The organism is Streptomyces sp. NPDC037126 (assembly GCF_055605965.1).
This window is the reverse complement of sequence record NZ_JBVJTD010000038.1, coordinates 20,109-36,524: the sequence shown is the minus strand read 5'-3', so window position 1 is coordinate 36,524 and position 16,416 is coordinate 20,109. Positions and strand designations below refer to the sequence as shown.

The following is a 16,416-nucleotide window of genomic DNA, read 5'->3' as shown; positions in this document are numbered from 1 at the left end:
CCCCGACGCCCCCGCGTACGGCACGAAGCTGCGCTGGAGCGCGTCAAAGCTGGTCGCGGCCGCCAACGAGAAGATGCGCGGCGCGAACGTCCGCACGCTGCACGTCCTGGCGCCCGCACCCGTGAAGGCCGGCCCCGCCACGGTGGCCGCCGACCCGACCCCGCCGACCGTGCCCGCCGCGCCGGTGCAGCGACGGACCCCGCCGGACGGCTACCGCCGCGCCATCGAGGCGCACCGCCAGGCCGTCCGGCCGTCGACGATGGACCCGGCCATCGCGAAAGCGGTGGAGCGGCAGACCGCCGCGATGCGGGAGCTGAGCCGCCGCGCGTTCCCCCAGCCGGACGTTGTTCCAGACGACGCACCGGCCTCGATCGAGGCGACCCGGGCACAGCGCCGCCGCCAGGCCGCAGTCACCGAAGCGGCTGCGCTTTGGCGGGCCCGGGCCGAACGCGCTCAGAGGGCCGCCTGCGAGACAGCAGTCGCGCAGGCGCCGGTCGTGCAGCGCACGGCGTGAATGCGCAGGTCGGTCGCATTGTCAGTCGTGCTCTCTACGATCCAACCCAGTCATAGTCCGGGTGAGTTAGGGGGTGGGCGAGTGCGGCAGGAAGTTCTCCAGGCGTTCCAGTTCGCGTTGGATCCCACCCCCGTGCAGGCGGAGGCATTAACCCGGCATGCGGGTGCGGCGCGGTGGGCGTTCAACCACGCGCTCGGGATGAAGGTGGCCGCGCACCAGCAGTGGCGGCGCGAGGTCCAGACACTTGTGGGCCAAGGTGTCCCGGAGGCGGAAGCCCGCAAGAGCGTCCGGGGGACCATCCCCGCGCGTGCGGGGAGCAGTGAGGCGGTGCTTCGGGTTCTGGGAGAACCGAGGGACCATCCCCGCGCGTGCGGGGAGCAGCGTGGTACGAGGGCCGCAGAGGATCGGACGGTGGGACCATCCCTGCGCCTGCGGGGAGCACTGTTTGCGGCGGGCGGGACCCCGAAGGCGGTTGGGACCATCCCCGCGCCCGCGGGGATGGTCCCTCGGCCATCTGGGCCCACAGGTGCTCGGCCTGCTGCTCCCCACGCCCGCGGGGATGGTCCCCCCGCCAAGGCGGAGGCCTGGCGGCCGTACTGCTGCTCCCCGCGCCCGCGTGGATGGTCCCGCCGACCCCGACGAGCGCGGGAATTTGGCGGTCTGCTCCCCGCGCCCGCGGGGATGGTCCCGGCGTCGCGCCCGGGGACCACCCGGGTGATGCCTGCTCCCCGCGGCCGCGGGGATGGCCCCGTGCGGCCCGCCAAGTCCAGGCCCCCGACGCAGCGGTCATCGTGACCAACGGACGAGTCACCGCACCCGCCGTGAACTTCGCCAAGCAGCAGCGCCTGCATGTGGTCGACCGACGCACCCTCGGAGTCTGGGTATCCGGCTCACGCCCTCAGTGGGAGCTGCTCCGCGCTGTCCCTCCACCCCGTAAGCCGACGGCCCTCTCCTGAGGCCGCCCACGGTCGGATCGCCGTCTGCGTCGGCGACACCAACACCCATTGGTGACTCTGGGGCCAGTCTGTCGACCCAAGCCGTGAAAAGGGCGTAGCTCCCCGACGTTCCTGGTCGTTTCTGTATTCCTGGCCAAGGAGGGCTCGTCGCCGGCCTCGCTCGGCTCACGGGCGCAGGCCGGTGCGGCCGCGGGCAACTTCACCAGAGCGGGCCCTGTTTGAGTCAACCCCGCCTATCGCGAGACAGCACACCTATCACTGTGCGTTATCGAACAAGATCGATATTAGACCATGGGCTGGTGGCCCGCTATTCATGATCACGGTCTGTAGCAAGTGGAATCCGCGTGGCCCATTTACGTCGCAAAATTTCCCTTGCAGGGAAGGAATGAGGCCCCGTAGTTTCCACTTCGGCCCGAGACAACATGAGTCACGGGGAAGACATCCCATCCAGGGGGAATCATGCGAAACTCGGTAAGGGTAATAGGCGTGGTCTCCACGCTGTCGGCTGCCATTGCGCTGACTGGCGCAAATGCAGCTTCTGCCGCCCCTGCGGCGCACAAAGGGCGCGAGGTGACTGTCACGACACCGATGAAGGTAGTCGGATTCGACGCGGCAGTAGCAGAACAGCACGGCTACAAGATCGTCACGTTACCGGACGGTCAGCAGGCCTCCGTGCCGAAGCACGAACACGTCGCCCCGCAGTCGATTCCTGTAGTGCACGGCGACTGTGGGGAATCGTACGTCCACTTCTACGCAACCGGCGGCAACTACGAGGGAGAGGTCAACACCGGCTACAAGGTTGACCACGACGTCATTCGCTACGGTTGGACCGTAGACGTCACGGACAGGTTCGGTGTCGGTAAGCTCCGCGACAGCGGGTGGGCCACCGGGCCGAATCATGAAATGCATTTCCTCACGCACTCGGGAGGCGCCGGAGACGCTACCGCACAGGTGGAAGGCGGAAGCTACGTCGTCCTGATCGACGGCGAGGAGTGCCACTCCGGGACCCCGTGGGACACAACGTACTACTACAAGGACTGACCGCACACTTCGATGAGTGAGGGAAAATGAACATCACCCCGTCAAACCGTCGGCAGGCCATGGAGAAAGAAATCGGGATGGCTGCGAGAGATTTTGACGGGGTGATGTTCGGCCTCCGCGGGCAGGACCCCACGGGGACGCTCAGTCAAGAGGAAAATGGAATATACGAAACTTTCTTCATTAAGTATGATATCGATGGACGTGGAATAGGAGTCGGCACAACAACCTTGCATGTCGACCCTTCGTTCGCTTACCGCTGGCTGGCTACTTTTGCCAAGAATCGGCAACCGCGAGATCCGACGCCAAGGAGCGTCGACTTGAAGGTCGGCCATGAACAAGTCGGTCTTCCTGGCGGCATTCCAAGCAGATTGCAGGCGTACCGGCTGGGGCCGGTCAGCGCACTCTGTGGTGAAGTGGATTACCTCTCCTGGATCGCAATCGGTGATCTCGACCTGATCTGTGCGCAGTGGACCGAAATCAGGTGTGTTACAGGAACAGATCGCTGAGCGGATGACCCGGGCTGAGGGTGACGAATCCCCTCGCCAGCTGATCTTCCTACGGCTACGGTCGGCCAATACGACGTGTTCTCGGCCACAGCCGCATGCGTGCCCGTGCGGCACGGATTTTGTAAGCCTGTGACGCCACCGGTTGTGGTCAAGGCGGTGGTGACATGGTTTCGCCATCAGATGCGGGTGGCCTGTTCGTCAGCCAGCAGCGGTGCCGTGTGGCCCGCGGGGAGGGGGCCGGCCTGCTCGGCTTTCAGGCTCGTACGCCAGAAGGCGAGGCTCAGGCTGATCGAGCCCAGGCCGGCGAGGTAGGCGTGCTCGCTGCGGGCGCCCATGTCGTGCATCTTCTTGATCACCATGGGGCGGTCTCCGTTCCGTGGGAGCGCATATCGGAGTAACCACTCCTCATTCGCTTCACCCATGCCCTCACGGATGCATTCGTCGCCTGTGTGCCGCATCCCTTGTCCGCGTGCGCTCCTGCTGAGCAGGGCGTACATGTGGGCTGTGGCCCTCACCCCGCCGGTCAAGCCGATGCTTGCCGAGGCCTGGTCCGTGCTGCCGCCCGAGCGGGTGCTGCCGGGCGGCCTCGCGTACGAGCAGAAGCCCGACGGGTAGGCCCTGTTCTCCCGAAGCTACGGCGAAGTGACAAGTAGCTCTCTGTAGCGGATCTGGGGTGCGCTTGTCAGCCTTTTTGATCTTCTGGGGTCATCGGGGACCGTGCTCGGCGAGGTTGGTCCGGTCGTGACGACCGGAAGGAGCCCAGGGTGCGGCAGGAGTGGGAGCCGGAGGACCTGATCGAGGTCTGGACGCTGCTGGAGGAGGACCAGTGGCGGCCGCGGAACAAGTCGGGGGCGAACCGGTTGGGGTTCGCGCTGTTGCTGAAGTTCTTCGAGGTGGAGGCCCGGTTCCCGGAGGACGCCGGGGAGATACCGGCGCCGGCTGTCTCGTACGTTGCCCAGCAGGTGAGGGTGCCTGCGGAGGAGTGGGCCGCCTACGACTGGTCGGGGCGGGCGATCAAGCGTCACCGGGTGGAGATCCGGGGTGCGTTCGGCTTCCGTGAGTGCACCGAGGAGGACCAGGCCCAGCTCGCCGAGTGGCTGGCGGTCGAGCTGTGCGGGGTGGAGTTGTCCCGGGACCGGCTGGCGGAGGCGGTGGTGGCCCGCTGCCGCAAGGACCGGCTGGAGCCGCTGGCCCCGGGCCAGATCGCCCGGCTGGTGGGCAGGGCGGTCAGCACCTTCGAGGAACGGTTCTGCGCGGCCACGGTGGGCCGGCTGTCGGCCGCAACCCGCTCGCGGCTGGACGACCTGATCGCCGAGGACGCTGGCACCGAGGAGAGCGCGGGCGGCGGGGGCACGTTCTTCACCGAGCTGAAGGCCGATCCCGGGGCGTTGGGGCTGGACAGCCTGCTGGCCGAGGTGAACAAGCTTCAGCGGGTGCGGGCGCTGGAGTTGCCGCCGGAGCTGTTCGCGGACGTGACGGGGAAGCTGGTGGCGGCCTGGCGAGCGCGGGCTGCGAAGGAGTACCCCTCGGACCTGCGGGCGGCGGCCGGGCCGGTGCGGAACACGCTGCTGGCCGCGCTGTGCCACGTGCGGGAGACGGAGATCACCGACTCGCTGGTGGAGCTGTTCATCCAGCTCGTGCAGAAGATCAACACGCGGGCGGAGAAGAAGGTCGAGGGCGAGTTCAACAAGGAGCTCAAGCGGGTCCGGGGCAAGGAGGGCATCCTGCTGCGGCTGGCGGAGGCGGCGGTCGCGGAGCCGGGCGGCACGGTCCGCAAGGTGATCTATCCGGTGGCCGGGGAGTCCACGCTGAAGGCGCTGGCGGCGGAGGCCGCGGCGAACGAGGCGCGCTACCGGGCCCGGGTGCGCACGGTGCTGCGCTCGTCGTACTCCAACCACTGGCGGCGGATGCTCTCGCCGCTGCTGAACGCGCTGGACGTGAAGTGCAACAACACCGCCTACCGGCCGGTGATGGACGCCATCGACCTGCTCAAGCGGTACCTGGACCAGCCCATCGCCAAGGAGGGCGCGTTCTTCGACGAGGCGGAGAAGATCCCGCTCGCCGGCGTGGTGCGCGAGGAATGGCGCAAGGCGGTCGTGGACGAGCGCGGCCGGGTCGAGCGCATCCCGTACGAGCTGTGCGTGCTCGTCTCGCTGCGGGACGCGCTGCGGCGCCGGGAGATCTGGGTGCCGGGCGCGAACCGGTGGCAGAACCCGGAAGACGACCTCCCGCCGGACTTCGAGGACAACCGCGACGTGCACTACGACGCGATCCGCCAGCCGCAGGCCCCGGAGAAGTTCATCGAGGCCCTGCAGAAGAAGCTCCGCGAGGCCCTGACCCGCTTCGACACCGCACTGGAGCTGGGCACCACGGGTGGGGTGGACATCGTCAAGCGGCACGGCGAGCCGTGGATCAAGGTCTCGCCGCTGGGCAAGCAGGAGGAACCGGAGAACCTCGTCGCACCGAAGGCGGAGATCGAACGCCGCTGGGGCACCATCGACCTGATCGACATCCTCAAGGAGGCCGAGTTCGCCACCGGCTTCACCTCCGAGTTCATCTCGGTGGCCACCAGGGAGGCGGTGCCGAAGGCGGTGCTGCGGCGCCGGCTGCTGCTGGTGCTGTTCGCGCTGGGCACGAACATGGGCATCAAGCGGGTCGCGGTCACCGGCAAGCACGGCGAGAGCGAGGCCGTCCTGCGTCGGGTGCGGCACCTGTTCGTTCAACCGGACCAACCTGCGCGCGGCGCTGGTGCGACTGGTCAACGCCACCTTCGCCGCCCGCGACGCGGCGTGGTGGGGAGAGGGCACCGCCTGCGCGAGCGACAGCAAGAAGTTCGGCTCCTGGTCCAGCAACTTCATGACCGAGTGGCACCAGCGGTACCGCGGGCCCGGCGTGATGATCTACTGGCACGTCGAGAAGAAGTCGCTGTGCGTCTACAGCCAGCTCAAGTCCTGCTCGGCCTCCGAGGTCGCCGCGATGATCGAGGGCGTGCTGCGGCACTGCACGGACGTGGAGATCGACCGGCAGTACACCGACACGCACGGCGCCTCCATCGTCGGCTTCGCCTTCGCCCACATGCTCGGCTTCAACCTGCTGCCCCGGCTGAAGAACGTCGGCTCCGCACGGCTGTACCGGCCGGCGGCAGGGGAGGACGAGAAGTGGCCGAACCTGTCGCCGGTGCTGTCGACCAAGACGATCGACTGGAACCTGATCCGCCAGCAGTACGACCAGATCGTGAAGTACACCACCGCCCTGCGCCTGGGCACCGCCGAGGCCGAGCAGGTCCTGCGGCGCTTCACCCGCGGCGGCCCGAAGCACCCCACCTACCGGGCGATCGAGGAACTCGGGCGGGCGGTGCGCACGGCGTTCATCTGCGACTACCTCGCCGACGCCGAGCTGCGGCGCGAGATCAACGACGGTCTCCAGGTCGTGGAGAACTGGAACAGTGCCAACCACGACCTGTTCTACGGCAAGGACGGCGACCTGACCGGCTCCGACAAGGAGTCCCAGGAGGTCTCGATGCTCGCGCTGCACCTGCTCCAGTCGGCGCTGGTGCACGTCAACACCCTGCTCCTCCAGGAGATCCTGAGCGAGGAGAAGTGGCAGAAGCGCCTCACCGACGCCGACCGGCGGGCCCTGTCCCCGCTGTTCTGGACACACGTGAACCCCTACGGCCGGTTCGAGCTGGACATGAACTCTCATCTCGACCTTGCCGCCCCGGCCTCCATGGTGCCTGCCCCCCGCACGGCGCCGGGAGCCTCCACGGCCCAGCCTGCGGGCGGCAGAGCCGGCTGGGGCTGAAGTCCGCAGGGGCGGCTGCGGCGGCTGGCGCGGGCGGCCCGGGTTCTTCCTGTCGGCCGTGGGCAGTGCGTTTGGCATCGGTCAGTCGGCGGCTTGTCCCACAGCAGTGCCGGCCTCCTGAGTGGCTGCCCAGGAGGCGAGCAGTCGCAGGCCCTCATCGGAGGGTGAGCCGGGTTCGGCGGTGTAGATGGTGAGGGTGAGGCCGGGTTCGGCGGCCATCTCCAGTCCTTCGTAGGCGAGGGTGAGGTCTCCGACGGCCGGGTGGTGGAAGCGCTTGGTGCCGGTGCCGTGGTGGCGGACGTTGTGGGCGCCCCAGCGGGTGCGGAAGTCGTCGCTGCGGGTGGACAGCTCGCCGACGAGGTCGTGAAGGTCCTTGTCGTGGGGGTTGCGTCCGGCCTCAGTGCGCAGGATGGCGACGACGACGTCGGCGGCCTGGTCCCAGTCCGGGTAGAAGCGGCGCGAGGCGGGGTCGAGGAACTGGAAGCGGGCCAGGTTCGTCTGGTTCGCGGCCGTGGCGTAGACGTCGGCGTAGAACGCGCGGGCGAGCCGGTTGACGGCCAGCAGATCCATGCGGCCGTTGCGGACGAAGGCGGGCCCGGCGGTGACGGCGTCGAGGACCCATTGCAGGCTGCGGTGCGCTGTCCACGGACGTGCGGTGCGGCGGCGGGGCCGGGTGAGAGTGTCGGATCCGTCGGCAGCCTGGGCGAGGTTCAGCAGGTGGGCGCGCTCGGCGTCGTCGAGCTGGGGGGCGCGGGCGACGGCTTCGAGGACGGCCGGGGAGACGCCGGCGAGGTTGCCGCGCTCCAGCTTGGCGTAGTACTCCACGCTCACGTCGGCCAGGGCGGCGACCTCGCTGCGGCGCAGGCCCGGCACGCGCCGGCGGGTGCCGGAGGGCAGGCCGGCCTGTTCGGGGGTGATCTTCGCTCGCCGCGAGGTGAGGAACTCGCGGACCTCTGCTTGGTTGTCCACGCTTTCGACGGTACGTCCCGCCCGTGTCCACAGGGATGTACTGGCAGTACACCCCTTGATGGTGTCTCGCTACGGGTGCGGGAAGCGGGTTACCTGGATGACGTGGTGCTTTCCGCCCGGTCATCACGACTGGATCTTGCATCTGGCCCTGCACTCGGCGACGGCCCCGGCATCCGGGATCGCACGCCTCGGCAAGCAAAGGAACCTTTCCCATGCGCGGAGCAATGATCTACGCCCCCGGCGACGTCCGGTTTGAGACCGTAGAGGACGCGAAGATCCTCAAGTCGACCGACGCCGTCATCCGTACGGCCGTGACCTGCGTGTGCGGCTCGGACCTGTGGCCCTACCGCGGTGCCGAGCCGATCGGTGACCCGCACCCCATGGGCCACGAGTACGTCGGCTTCGTGGAGGAGGTCGGCTCCGCGGTCACCTCGGTGAAGCCGGGCCAGTTCGTCGTCGGCTCCTTCGCGACCTCCGACAACACCTGCGCGAACTGCAAGAACGGCTTCCAGTCGAGCTGCCTGCACCGCGAGTTCATGTCCACCTGCCAGGCCGAATACGTCCGCATCCCCAACGCCCAGGGAACCCTGGTCGCCACCGACGAGGTGCCGGACGAGGAGTTCTGGCCCGGTCTGCTGGCCGTGTCCGACGTCATGGGCACCGGCTGGTGGGCTGCCGACGCCGCCGAGGTGAAGCCCGGTGCGACCGCCGTGGTCGTCGGCGACGGGGCGGTCGGCTTGTGCGGTGTGATCGCGGCCAAGGAGATGGGCGCGGAGCGGATCATCGCCATGTCGCGGCACGAGACACGGCAGAAGCTCGCCCGGGAGTTCGGCGCTACCGACATCGTCACCGAGCGCGGTGAGGAGGGTGTCGCGAGGATCAAGGAGATGACCGACGGGATCGGCGCCGACTCCGTCCTGGAGTGCGTCGGCACCGCCGAGGCCATGAGCCAGGCCCTGCACTCGGCCCGGCCCGGTGGCAACGTCGGCTTTGTCGGTGTACCCCATGAGGTCGCGATCGACGGGCAGGAGCTGTTCTTCTCCCACGTCGGCCTGCGCGGCGGCCCCGCCCCCGTACGTCGCTACCTGCCCGACCTCATCGACCGGGTCCTGACCGGCGCGATCGACCCGGGCAAGGTGTTCGACCTCACCCTGCCCCTGGACCAGGTCGCCGCGGGCTACAAGGCGATGGACGAGCGCCGCGCCATCAAGACCCTCCTCAAGCCCTGACTCACGCCCTTTACCCCCGCCACCCGTACAAGGAGCTTTCGTGCAGATCACCCGTAGCTCGATCGACACCGTCAAGGGCCCGGCCGACTGGTTCACCGGTGACGTGTACATCGACGCCGTCGCCGCCGCGCCCGAGCCGTCCCGGGTCACCGCCGCCCTGGTGCACTTCATGCCCGGCGCCCGCACCCACTGGCACCGCCACCCGCTCGGGCAGACCGTCTTCGTCACCGGGGGCGTCGGTCTGTGCCAGCGCCGCGGCGGACCGGTGGAGGTCATCCGGCCCGGTGACCGCGTCCTGTTCGAGGCCGACGAGGAGCACTGGCACGGCGCCGCACCGAACCGGCTGATGGTCCACCTGGCCATCAACGAGGGCGACGCCGACCACGCCGTCGTGCAGTGGCTGACCCCCGTCACCGACGAGGAATACACCGCCGCCCCGGCGACCAGCTGAACCCGCGCCATGCCGCCACGTCCCGGACCCGGGTACACGCGGGCGGCTCGTTCGCCCCATCAAGGAAGGCAGGACCGTGCTTCGCGCCCTTCTGCGTATCTGCAGCTGCCTCCCCCTGCTTGTCCTGGCCGTGACGGCCTGCAGCGATCACCCGTCGTCGGCGCCTTCTCCCTCTTCGCGTCAGCCGGCGTCGACGCACGAGACCTCCGCGCCATCCGACAGGGCCAACTCCATGCGCATTCGCCTGACCATCGACGGCCATGAAACTCACGCCACCTTGAACGACAGCCCCGCCGCCCGCGACCTGGCGAGCTTGCTCCCGCTCACCGTGAAGCTGGAGGACTTCCACGGCACCGAGCGCATCGGCTACCCGCCGCGCAAGCTCACCACCGACGGGGCCCCCCACCCTCCGCGGCCAAGGCGGGAGACCTCGCCTACTACGCGCCCTGGGGGAACCTGGCCCTCTTCTACCACGACGGCCCCGCCCCTTCCTCGGACCTGCTGATTCTCGGCCACCTCGACATCCCCGCCGAACAGCTGGCCCGGGCCGAGCGGATCACCCTCGCGCCCGCCGCGTGAACCACACCCCCGAGTACGGAAAGAGGCTTTTCTCATGCCCCACCCCGCCGCTTCCGCGTCGGGCAAGCTGCCTTTCGTCGTGTGGGTGCTCGCCGCCGGCACCTTCCTGATGGGCACCACCGAGTTCGTGATCGCCGGGATCCTCCCGGACATCGCCCCCGACCTCGGCACCAGCGTCTCCCACGCCGGACTGCTGATCACCGCCTTCGCCGTCGGCATGATCGTCGGCGGACCGGCCATGGCCCTGGCCACCTTGCGCATGCCCCAGCGCCTGACCCTCGTTCTCGCTCTGGCGGTCTTCGCGGCCGGTCACGTCGTCGCGGCCCTCACCAGTTCCTTCACCGTCGTCCTGGCCGCCCGGTTCGTCACCGCCCTGGCCACCGGCGCGTTCTGGGCCGTCGGCTTCGTCATCGCCACCACCGCCGCCGGGCCGGCGAACGCAACCCGGGCCGTGAGCGTGATGATGGGCGGTCTGACCCTCGCCAACGTCGTCGGCGTCCCCGTCGGCTCGCTGGCCGGGCACATCACCGGCTGGCGCGCCCTGTTCTGGGCGCTGGCCATCCTGGCCGCGCTCGGCGCCATGGTGATCGGCCGGTTCATCCCCCGCATGGAGCAGCACGCCCGGATTTCCGTGCGCCGCGAAATTCGTGCGCTGCGGCAGGGCCGGCTGTGGCTGGCGCTGGCCGCCGCCGTCCTGATCATGGGCGGCGTCCTCGCGACCTACACGTACATCACCCCCCTCCTGACCGAGCGGGCCGGCATCCCGGCCAGTGCCGTGCCGCTGGTCCTGGTCGCCTTCGGCGCCGGCGCGCTGGGCGGCACCGCGATCGGCGGCCGGTTCGGCGACCGCCGACCGATGGCCACGACGATTCCGGCCGCCGCGGCGACCGCGCTGGCCCTGCTCGCCCTCATCCCGCTCTCCACGACTCCGGCGTCCGCCGTCGCCCTGATCTTCCTCATGGCGCTGGCCGGGTTCACGATCAACCCTGTCGTCACCGCCCTCGCCGTCCGCTTCGCCGGCGACGCCCCCACCCTGACCTCGGCACTGACCACGTCCGCCTACAACACCGGCATCGCCGCCGGCTCCGCGCTCGCCGGCCAAGCCCTCGCCTCCTCCCTCGGCGTCACCGGACCTGCCCTCGTCGGCGCGCTCTTCGCGGCCCTGACCCTGCTGCCGCTGACCGCCCTGGCCCCCTCCGCCAAACGCGGCACGACCCGCGTCGTCGCCCGGGGGGCCGTCGACACAGGGGCCCCAGCACCGCAAGACAGGGCTGAAGCGACGTCACTGCACTCCTGAACCACCACCTCCCCGCACGACCCGCAAGGAGTAACTCATGAACCCCACCTACAACTTCACCGGCCAGGTCGCCTTCATCACCGGCGCCAGCTCCGGCATGGGCCTGGCCACCGCCCGTGCCTTCGCCGCCTCCGGCGCTGCGGTCGCCCTCGCCGACGTCGACGAGGCCGCGGTGACCGACGTGGCGAAGAACCTCACCAACGCAGGTCACAAGGCCCTCGCCCTGGTCTGCGATGTCTCCGACGAGGACCAGGTCGCCGCCGCCGTCGACCGCACGGTCGACACCTTCGGCCGCCTCGACATGGCCTACAACAACGCCGGCATCCAGATCCCGCCGACCGACGCCGCCGACGAACCCCTCGACCAGTTCGAGAAGGTCCACGCCATCAACCTGCGCGGCGTCTGGGCCGCGATGAAGCATGAACTGCGCCACATGCGCGCACATGGCAGCGGAGCCATCGTCAACTGCTCCTCCCTCGGAGGCCTGGTCGGCATCCCCGGACGGGCCTCCTACCACTCCTCCAAGCACGGCGTGATCGGCCTGACCACCAGCGCCGCCCTCGAATACGCCCCGCGCGGCATCCGCATCAACGCCATCTGCCCCGGCACCATCGACACCCCCATGGTCCGCGACATGATCGCCAAGGGAGAACTCGACCGCGCCGAAGCCGAAGGCACCCAGCCCATCGGCCGTCTGGGCACCGCCGAGGAGATGGCCCAGGCCGTCCTGTGGCTGTGCAGCCCGGGCGCCAGCTTCGTCGTCGGCGTCGCCCTCCCCGTCGACGGCGGTTACACCGCCCAGTAACCCAACGCCATACCCGGCCGCAGCCACCCGAGGCGTTCCACCTCCGCACGGCGGGCTCCAAACCCCGGCGTCACCGAGCTCGAACCCGCGGCGCCTCCCGCAACCAAACCCTCGGGCCGCAGGACGCGATCGCGGACCGTGGGCTCTCGCAAACGATCCTTTGCGCGAGCAAGATCAATTATGAGTCGCCGAACCCCCGTCAATCCCGGATTGGTTCTCAGAACACGTTCTCACTCAAAAGCGGAACGGACCCCCTTCTGAGACTTGCATTGTGCGAGAATCCGGGCCCGTGACGGATCCTCAGCAGCCCTCCGCAACCGATCGGTCGGACGCCGACGAGGTCGAACAGCACGTCTGTCCGAAGTGCGACGCGCAGCCCGGCTCACCGTGCCGCTCGCGCGGCGGCGCGGTCGCCTCCGCCTACCACACCCGCCGCTTCACCATGGTGCCCCGGCTGAAGAAGGCGCTGCGGGTGCCGACCCCGGCCGACCGCGGCCCGGGCCGGCCGTGGCGGCCCGGCACCCCGCCGCCGGCGCCTATCGACCCGGACCTGCCGAGCGCGGACATCCGCATCGGGTACGCGAGGTGCTCGACCCTCGGGCAGGAACTCGACTCCCAGCTCGACGCGCTCAGCAAGCACGGCATCCCCAGGGACAAGATCTTCAGCGAGAAGATCAGCACCCGGGTCCGCGTACGGCCGAGGTTCGAGGAGGCGCTGCGGACCGCGCGGGAGGTCAAGGCGCACGCCCCGCACTGCCGGGTCATCTTCACCGTGTACGAGATGAAGCGTCTCGGCCGCGACGCCGCCGAACTCACCGCACTCGCCGACCACCTCACCGTCCACGGCCTGGTCCTGGAGATGCTCGCCGGGCCCCTGCCCGGCATCTACGACCCGACTGGCCCGGGGAAGCTGCTGTTCGCGTTCTTCGCCGCGATGGCGGAGACCGAGCGGGAGAACATCCGCGAGTCCACGCTCGAAGGGCTCGACACCGCGGCCCGCAAGGGCAAGCACGGCGGCAGGCCCCCGGTCATCACCGACGACATGCTCCACACCGTGCTCCGTCGCCGCGCAGGCGGCGAGTCCGTCGAGCAGATCCAGCCCGACCTGATCATCCCCACCGGCAAGCGCAAGGGACAGAACCCCTCTGTCGCCAGCATCTACCGGGCGCTCGCCGAGCACGCCAAGCGCGAGGCGTACCCGGAAGCCGTCGAGGCCGCCCACGCCGACTTCGCCGCCCTCCACGCCGGTGAAGTCCCCGGACCCCGCTCCACTGTCCCCGACCGAGCGTCACTCTGATTACAGAGAGCTACTTGTCACTTCGCCGTAGCTTCGGGAGAACAGGGCCTTCTCGGCGAAGATGCGTCGGCACTTCGCCTCGGTGAGCGCGTCGATCTGCCGGTCCAGCTTTTGCCCGCTGCTGGACACCCGGGCGTAGCCGATACGGATCTCGGTTGGGTGGAGCGGGAAGGCGCCGAGGGGATCCGTAGCGCGGGTACCAGCCCGGACACGTTCAGGGCGCATCAGGTGACCCCACCGATGTTGGAGGCTGGCTAGCGTCAGGCTCGGCAGTTGAAGCGGGAGCCGCGAGAGCTGATGGATCGCCGTTGGCGGAGGGGGTGTGCGGAGGGAGCCCTGCGCGGGCTCTGGTGACATCGGCTTCCGCACGCATCAGCTCGGCCCTTGCTCGGATGAGATCTGCCTCGGCCTGCCCCCGGGCCTGCACGTACTTGGCGTAAGCGGTCAGAACGACACCGATCAAAGTTCCGGTGGCGGTGCCCAGGGCGACGATCGACGTGACCACCGCGGGTGTGTCGGAGGGCCCCAGCTGTCCGTGCAGCCGGAAGCTACTGAGCACTTCATGCACACTGATCGACGCGGCAGTCAGTAAGACGGCGACCCACAGACCGACAACTGTCAGAACCTGCCAGTGCGGCCGGCTTCCCGAGTCTTTGACCTGCCTCATTGACACAGCCGCCTTTGCTATTACTCCGGATGCAGTCTGTACGGCCCTGCCGATGCTCCCGGTGGCGCGCCGGCGGCTGAGCAGGATGTAGCCGCGCTCGTCGGCTGAGATGTCCTCGGGATGTTCAGCAAGTCTGTGCAGGGCCTCCGCCAGGTCGGATCCTCTGAGCAAGCGACCGGGATCCTGGAATTGTGTTTGCCAGCGGCGCAGGTCGGCGCGTAGTTGCTCCTGCCAGACGCGGAAGTCCCGGTAGTCGACAAGCCATTGCCTCAGGCGTGGCCACAGTTGGATCAGAGCCTCGTGCGGCAGACCGACTGTCTCCTCGCCGTCTGCACCGCCTGGGGTGTGAGAGAGAACCACGAGCCTGCGGGCAGCCAGCTCCTGTGCCAGATCGAGGAGTTCTGGGGCGAGTTCGGCGGCGCGAGCGGGCCTTCGGGAATAGGTGTCACCGTCGCCGGGCCGGGCCAGCTGTACGAACAGCCGAGGGACGCAGTCCCGTTGGGCCTGTGACAGCAACGGCAAGGAGCGTTCCACATACTCGACGATCTGGCCCGCGGCACCGCCCATGGCGGCGTAGGTGGCGTGGGTGAGCGTCGAGTGGGTGCGGTGCATCCACAGCTCCCGCAGGATGATCTGGACCAGGGCCATCCGCCCGGGCTCGTCGCGCACATCCGCGAGGATCCGATCCGGCAGTCCCGGCTCGAACGACAGTCCTGGCATCGCGTCGACGGGTCCGGTCACCGCCCGCGCCAGGTCAGCGCGGGCCAGCGGAGCGAGGAAGTACACACCCTCGCTGATGAGACCTACGGTGCGGGCGCTGACGAGCGCATTGAGGGAGCTGGGCCGTGCGGTGGCGACAATCCGCAATGCGGCTGTTCCGTCTTCGCCAGCTAGGGCGGCGAGCAGCCCGAGCAGGTCACGCGCAGCCTCCGGTTCGGAGCTCGCGTACTCCTCCAGTTGGTCGACGAAGAGGACGTGTCCGGCGCTCCCGCCAAAGACGAGGACCCTGGCCCGCAGTTCGTCTGCCACAGAGTCGATACGGTCGATCTTCAGGAGCTCAAGCAGCTCCAGGGTCCCAGTGAGGCGGTCGGAGTCACCGAGTCCCAGCTCCAGGACCTCCGTCAGCGCCCGGGCGAGCACGGCGGCCGCTGACAACCCGGACGTGGGCCGCAGCTCGGAAATACTCATGCCCTCAGCCCGCAGCCGGGGCAGCACCCCTGCCCTTATGAGGGACGACTTTCCGCAGCCCGAAGAGCCCGCCACTACCGTTACCGGCCTTGTGCTCACGGCCTCGTGCATGCGCGCGATGTCGCCGTCGCGGCCGTAGAAGAACTCTGCGTCATCCTCCGTGAACGCTGAGAGCCCCATGAAGGGGCAGCGAACGTTCATACCTTGTCCTTGGAATGCGAACCGGAGAAGGTCAGGTGAGACGGAGGCAAGGTCTCGCGAGACGGGACAGCCAGGTCGGTGGGAGCGGTCACGTACAGCAGTGTGCCGTCAACTAACCATCGTTTTCTGAGGATCGGCCGAGGATCTCCGAAACGGGCTCCAGGACCCTCAACAACTCCCTCAAAAACCCGGACCCTTCAAGAACCTCGCAACACCCTTTGGTGAGGAAAATCGGGGGCTCCCGCACCCTGCCCAGTGACCGAACGTCACGTTGATCACGGAGAGCTACTTGTCACTTCGCGGGAGCTTCGGGAGAACAGGGCCGGGTACCGGGCGATCCTCTTCGCGCGGCCCCATCACGCCTACTTGCAGTCCCGCAACGGCGCCGACCTCACCTCCGCCTTCCCCGACCTGGCCGTCGCCGCGCTGGCCCTCGGCCGGTCTCTCGTCCTGGACGGCGAACTTGTCGTCGTCCAGGACGGCCGGCTGCACTTCGGCGCGCTGCAGACGCGGGCGCGCCGCCGCGGCCGCGAGGCCACGCAGCCGCTGTCGAGCGGACGGCCTACCTGATCGTGTTCGACGTCCTGAAGGCCGACGGTGCCGAACGTTCGTACCGGGAGCGCCGCGCGATCCTCGAGGGCCTTTTCGCTGACGGCGTCCTGGTCGCGCCGTTCACCTTGTGCCCGGCCACGACGGATCGGGCCGTCGGCGAAGACTGGCTGGACCCCGCCTGGGGTGCGGCCGGGATCGAGGGGGCCGTGGTGAAAGGCCTCGCTCAGCCGTACTGGCGCGGCCGCAGAGGCTGGATCAAGGTACGCGCCAAGGAGACGGCGGAGGGCGTCATCGGCGGGATCACGGGCAAGCGTGCAAGCGCCGACAGCCTTGTTGCTGGGTCGCTACGACCGTGCCGGCCGT

Annotated in this window: 15 protein-coding genes and 4 pseudogenes; 14 read left to right on the top strand and 5 right to left on the bottom strand. The window is 68.9% G+C overall.

Annotated elements, in window-relative coordinates; genetic code table 11:
• Window positions 1-73 precede the first annotated feature (73 nt).
• The 3 genes from ACZ7FF_RS41480 (at window position 74) to ACZ7FF_RS41470 (ending at window position 3,017) form a co-directional block, all read left to right on the top strand.
• Window positions 74-514 (top strand): hypothetical protein, encoded by a 441-nt coding sequence (locus tag ACZ7FF_RS41480; protein WP_470819496.1) that lies wholly within the window; start codon window positions 74-76, stop codon window positions 512-514.
• A 1,442-nt stretch (window positions 515-1,956) separates the two neighbouring features.
• The gene (locus ACZ7FF_RS41475) at window positions 1,957-2,511 is read left to right on the top strand and encodes a hypothetical protein (RefSeq protein WP_470819494.1); all 555 of its coding nucleotides are present in this window, start codon (window positions 1,957-1,959) and stop codon (window positions 2,509-2,511) included.
• A gap of 26 nt (window positions 2,512-2,537) precedes the next feature.
• Window positions 2,538-3,017 (top strand): hypothetical protein, encoded by a 480-nt coding sequence (locus ACZ7FF_RS41470; protein WP_470819492.1) that lies wholly within the window; start codon window positions 2,538-2,540, stop codon window positions 3,015-3,017.
• A 176-nt stretch (window positions 3,018-3,193) separates the two neighbouring features.
• On the opposite strand, the gene ACZ7FF_RS41465 is transcribed toward ACZ7FF_RS41470, so the two are convergent.
• On the bottom strand, window positions 3,194-3,376 hold the full coding sequence (locus ACZ7FF_RS41465; RefSeq protein WP_470819490.1) for a hypothetical protein: 183 nt from the start codon (window positions 3,374-3,376) through the stop codon (window positions 3,194-3,196).
• A 405-nt stretch (window positions 3,377-3,781) separates the two neighbouring features.
• On the opposite strand from ACZ7FF_RS41465, the pseudogene ACZ7FF_RS41460 reads away from it, so the two are divergent.
• Window positions 3,782-4,183 (top strand): annotated as a pseudogene (locus ACZ7FF_RS41460) (DUF4158 domain-containing protein); the annotation flags it as partial.
• Window positions 4,184-4,443: 260 nt separating this feature from the next.
• Here the strand turns inward: ACZ7FF_RS41460 and ACZ7FF_RS41455 are convergent.
• Window positions 4,444-4,716, bottom strand: a complete 273-nt coding sequence (locus tag ACZ7FF_RS41455) for a hypothetical protein (protein ID WP_470819489.1) — start codon at window positions 4,714-4,716, stop codon at window positions 4,444-4,446.
• Between the two features lie 208 nt (window positions 4,717-4,924).
• On the opposite strand from ACZ7FF_RS41455, the pseudogene ACZ7FF_RS41450 reads away from it, so the two are divergent.
• Both ACZ7FF_RS41450 and ACZ7FF_RS41445 read left to right on the top strand, forming a co-directional pair.
• A pseudogene (locus ACZ7FF_RS41450) lies at window positions 4,925-5,692 on the top strand (Tn3 family transposase); the annotation flags it as partial.
• A gap of 73 nt (window positions 5,693-5,765) precedes the next feature.
• On the top strand, window positions 5,766-6,818 hold the full coding sequence (locus ACZ7FF_RS41445) for a transposase (protein WP_470819488.1): 1,053 nt from the start codon (window positions 5,766-5,768) through the stop codon (window positions 6,816-6,818).
• 81 nt (window positions 6,819-6,899) lie between these two features.
• On the opposite strand, the gene ACZ7FF_RS41440 is transcribed toward ACZ7FF_RS41445, so the two are convergent.
• Window positions 6,900-7,787: a helix-turn-helix transcriptional regulator gene (locus ACZ7FF_RS41440; protein ID WP_470819487.1), complete on the bottom strand. Its 888-nt coding sequence runs from the start codon at window positions 7,785-7,787 to the stop codon at window positions 6,900-6,902.
• 212 nt (window positions 7,788-7,999) lie between these two features.
• Between ACZ7FF_RS41440 and ACZ7FF_RS41435 the strand changes: the two genes are divergently transcribed.
• The 6 genes and pseudogenes from ACZ7FF_RS41435 (at window position 8,000) to ACZ7FF_RS41410 (ending at window position 13,445) form a co-directional block, all read left to right on the top strand.
• Window positions 8,000-9,016: a zinc-dependent alcohol dehydrogenase family protein gene (locus ACZ7FF_RS41435; RefSeq protein ID WP_079115395.1), complete on the top strand. Its 1,017-nt coding sequence runs from the start codon at window positions 8,000-8,002 to the stop codon at window positions 9,014-9,016.
• A 40-nt stretch (window positions 9,017-9,056) separates the two neighbouring features.
• The gene (locus ACZ7FF_RS41430; RefSeq protein ID WP_470819485.1) at window positions 9,057-9,467 is read left to right on the top strand and encodes a (R)-mandelonitrile lyase; all 411 of its coding nucleotides are present in this window, start codon (window positions 9,057-9,059) and stop codon (window positions 9,465-9,467) included.
• A gap of 232 nt (window positions 9,468-9,699) precedes the next feature.
• Window positions 9,700-10,046: pseudogene (locus tag ACZ7FF_RS41425) on the top strand (cyclophilin-like fold protein).
• Window positions 10,047-10,080: 34 nt separating this feature from the next.
• Window positions 10,081-11,343: an MFS transporter gene (locus ACZ7FF_RS41420; protein WP_389523030.1), complete on the top strand. Its 1,263-nt coding sequence runs from the start codon at window positions 10,081-10,083 to the stop codon at window positions 11,341-11,343.
• Window positions 11,344-11,380: 37 nt separating this feature from the next.
• A complete protein-coding gene (locus tag ACZ7FF_RS41415) occupies window positions 11,381-12,148 on the top strand; it encodes a glucose 1-dehydrogenase (protein WP_470819483.1) in 768 nt (255 codons plus the stop codon).
• A gap of 289 nt (window positions 12,149-12,437) precedes the next feature.
• On the top strand, window positions 12,438-13,445 hold the full coding sequence (locus tag ACZ7FF_RS41410) for a recombinase family protein (protein WP_470819482.1): 1,008 nt from the start codon (window positions 12,438-12,440) through the stop codon (window positions 13,443-13,445).
• Here ACZ7FF_RS41410 and ACZ7FF_RS41405 read toward each other — a convergent pair whose 3' ends face one another.
• The gene (locus ACZ7FF_RS41405) at window positions 13,446-13,670 is read right to left on the bottom strand and encodes a recombinase family protein (protein WP_470819480.1); all 225 of its coding nucleotides are present in this window, start codon (window positions 13,668-13,670) and stop codon (window positions 13,446-13,448) included.
• Window positions 13,660-15,501 (bottom strand): nSTAND1 domain-containing NTPase, encoded by a 1,842-nt coding sequence (locus ACZ7FF_RS41400; protein WP_470819478.1) that lies wholly within the window; start codon window positions 15,499-15,501, stop codon window positions 13,660-13,662. Before ACZ7FF_RS41400 ends, ACZ7FF_RS41405 begins: the two co-directional genes overlap by 11 nt.
• 255 nt (window positions 15,502-15,756) lie before the next feature.
• Between ACZ7FF_RS41400 and ACZ7FF_RS41395 the strand changes: the two genes are divergently transcribed.
• Window positions 15,757-16,071, top strand: coding sequence for an ATP-dependent DNA ligase (locus tag ACZ7FF_RS41395; protein WP_470819476.1), 315 nt, complete (start codon window positions 15,757-15,759; stop codon window positions 16,069-16,071).
• Between the two features lie 2 nt (window positions 16,072-16,073).
• Window positions 16,074-16,256, top strand: a pseudogene (locus ACZ7FF_RS41390) (ATP-dependent DNA ligase); the annotation flags it as partial.
• Between the last annotated feature and the right edge of the window lie 160 nt (window positions 16,257-16,416).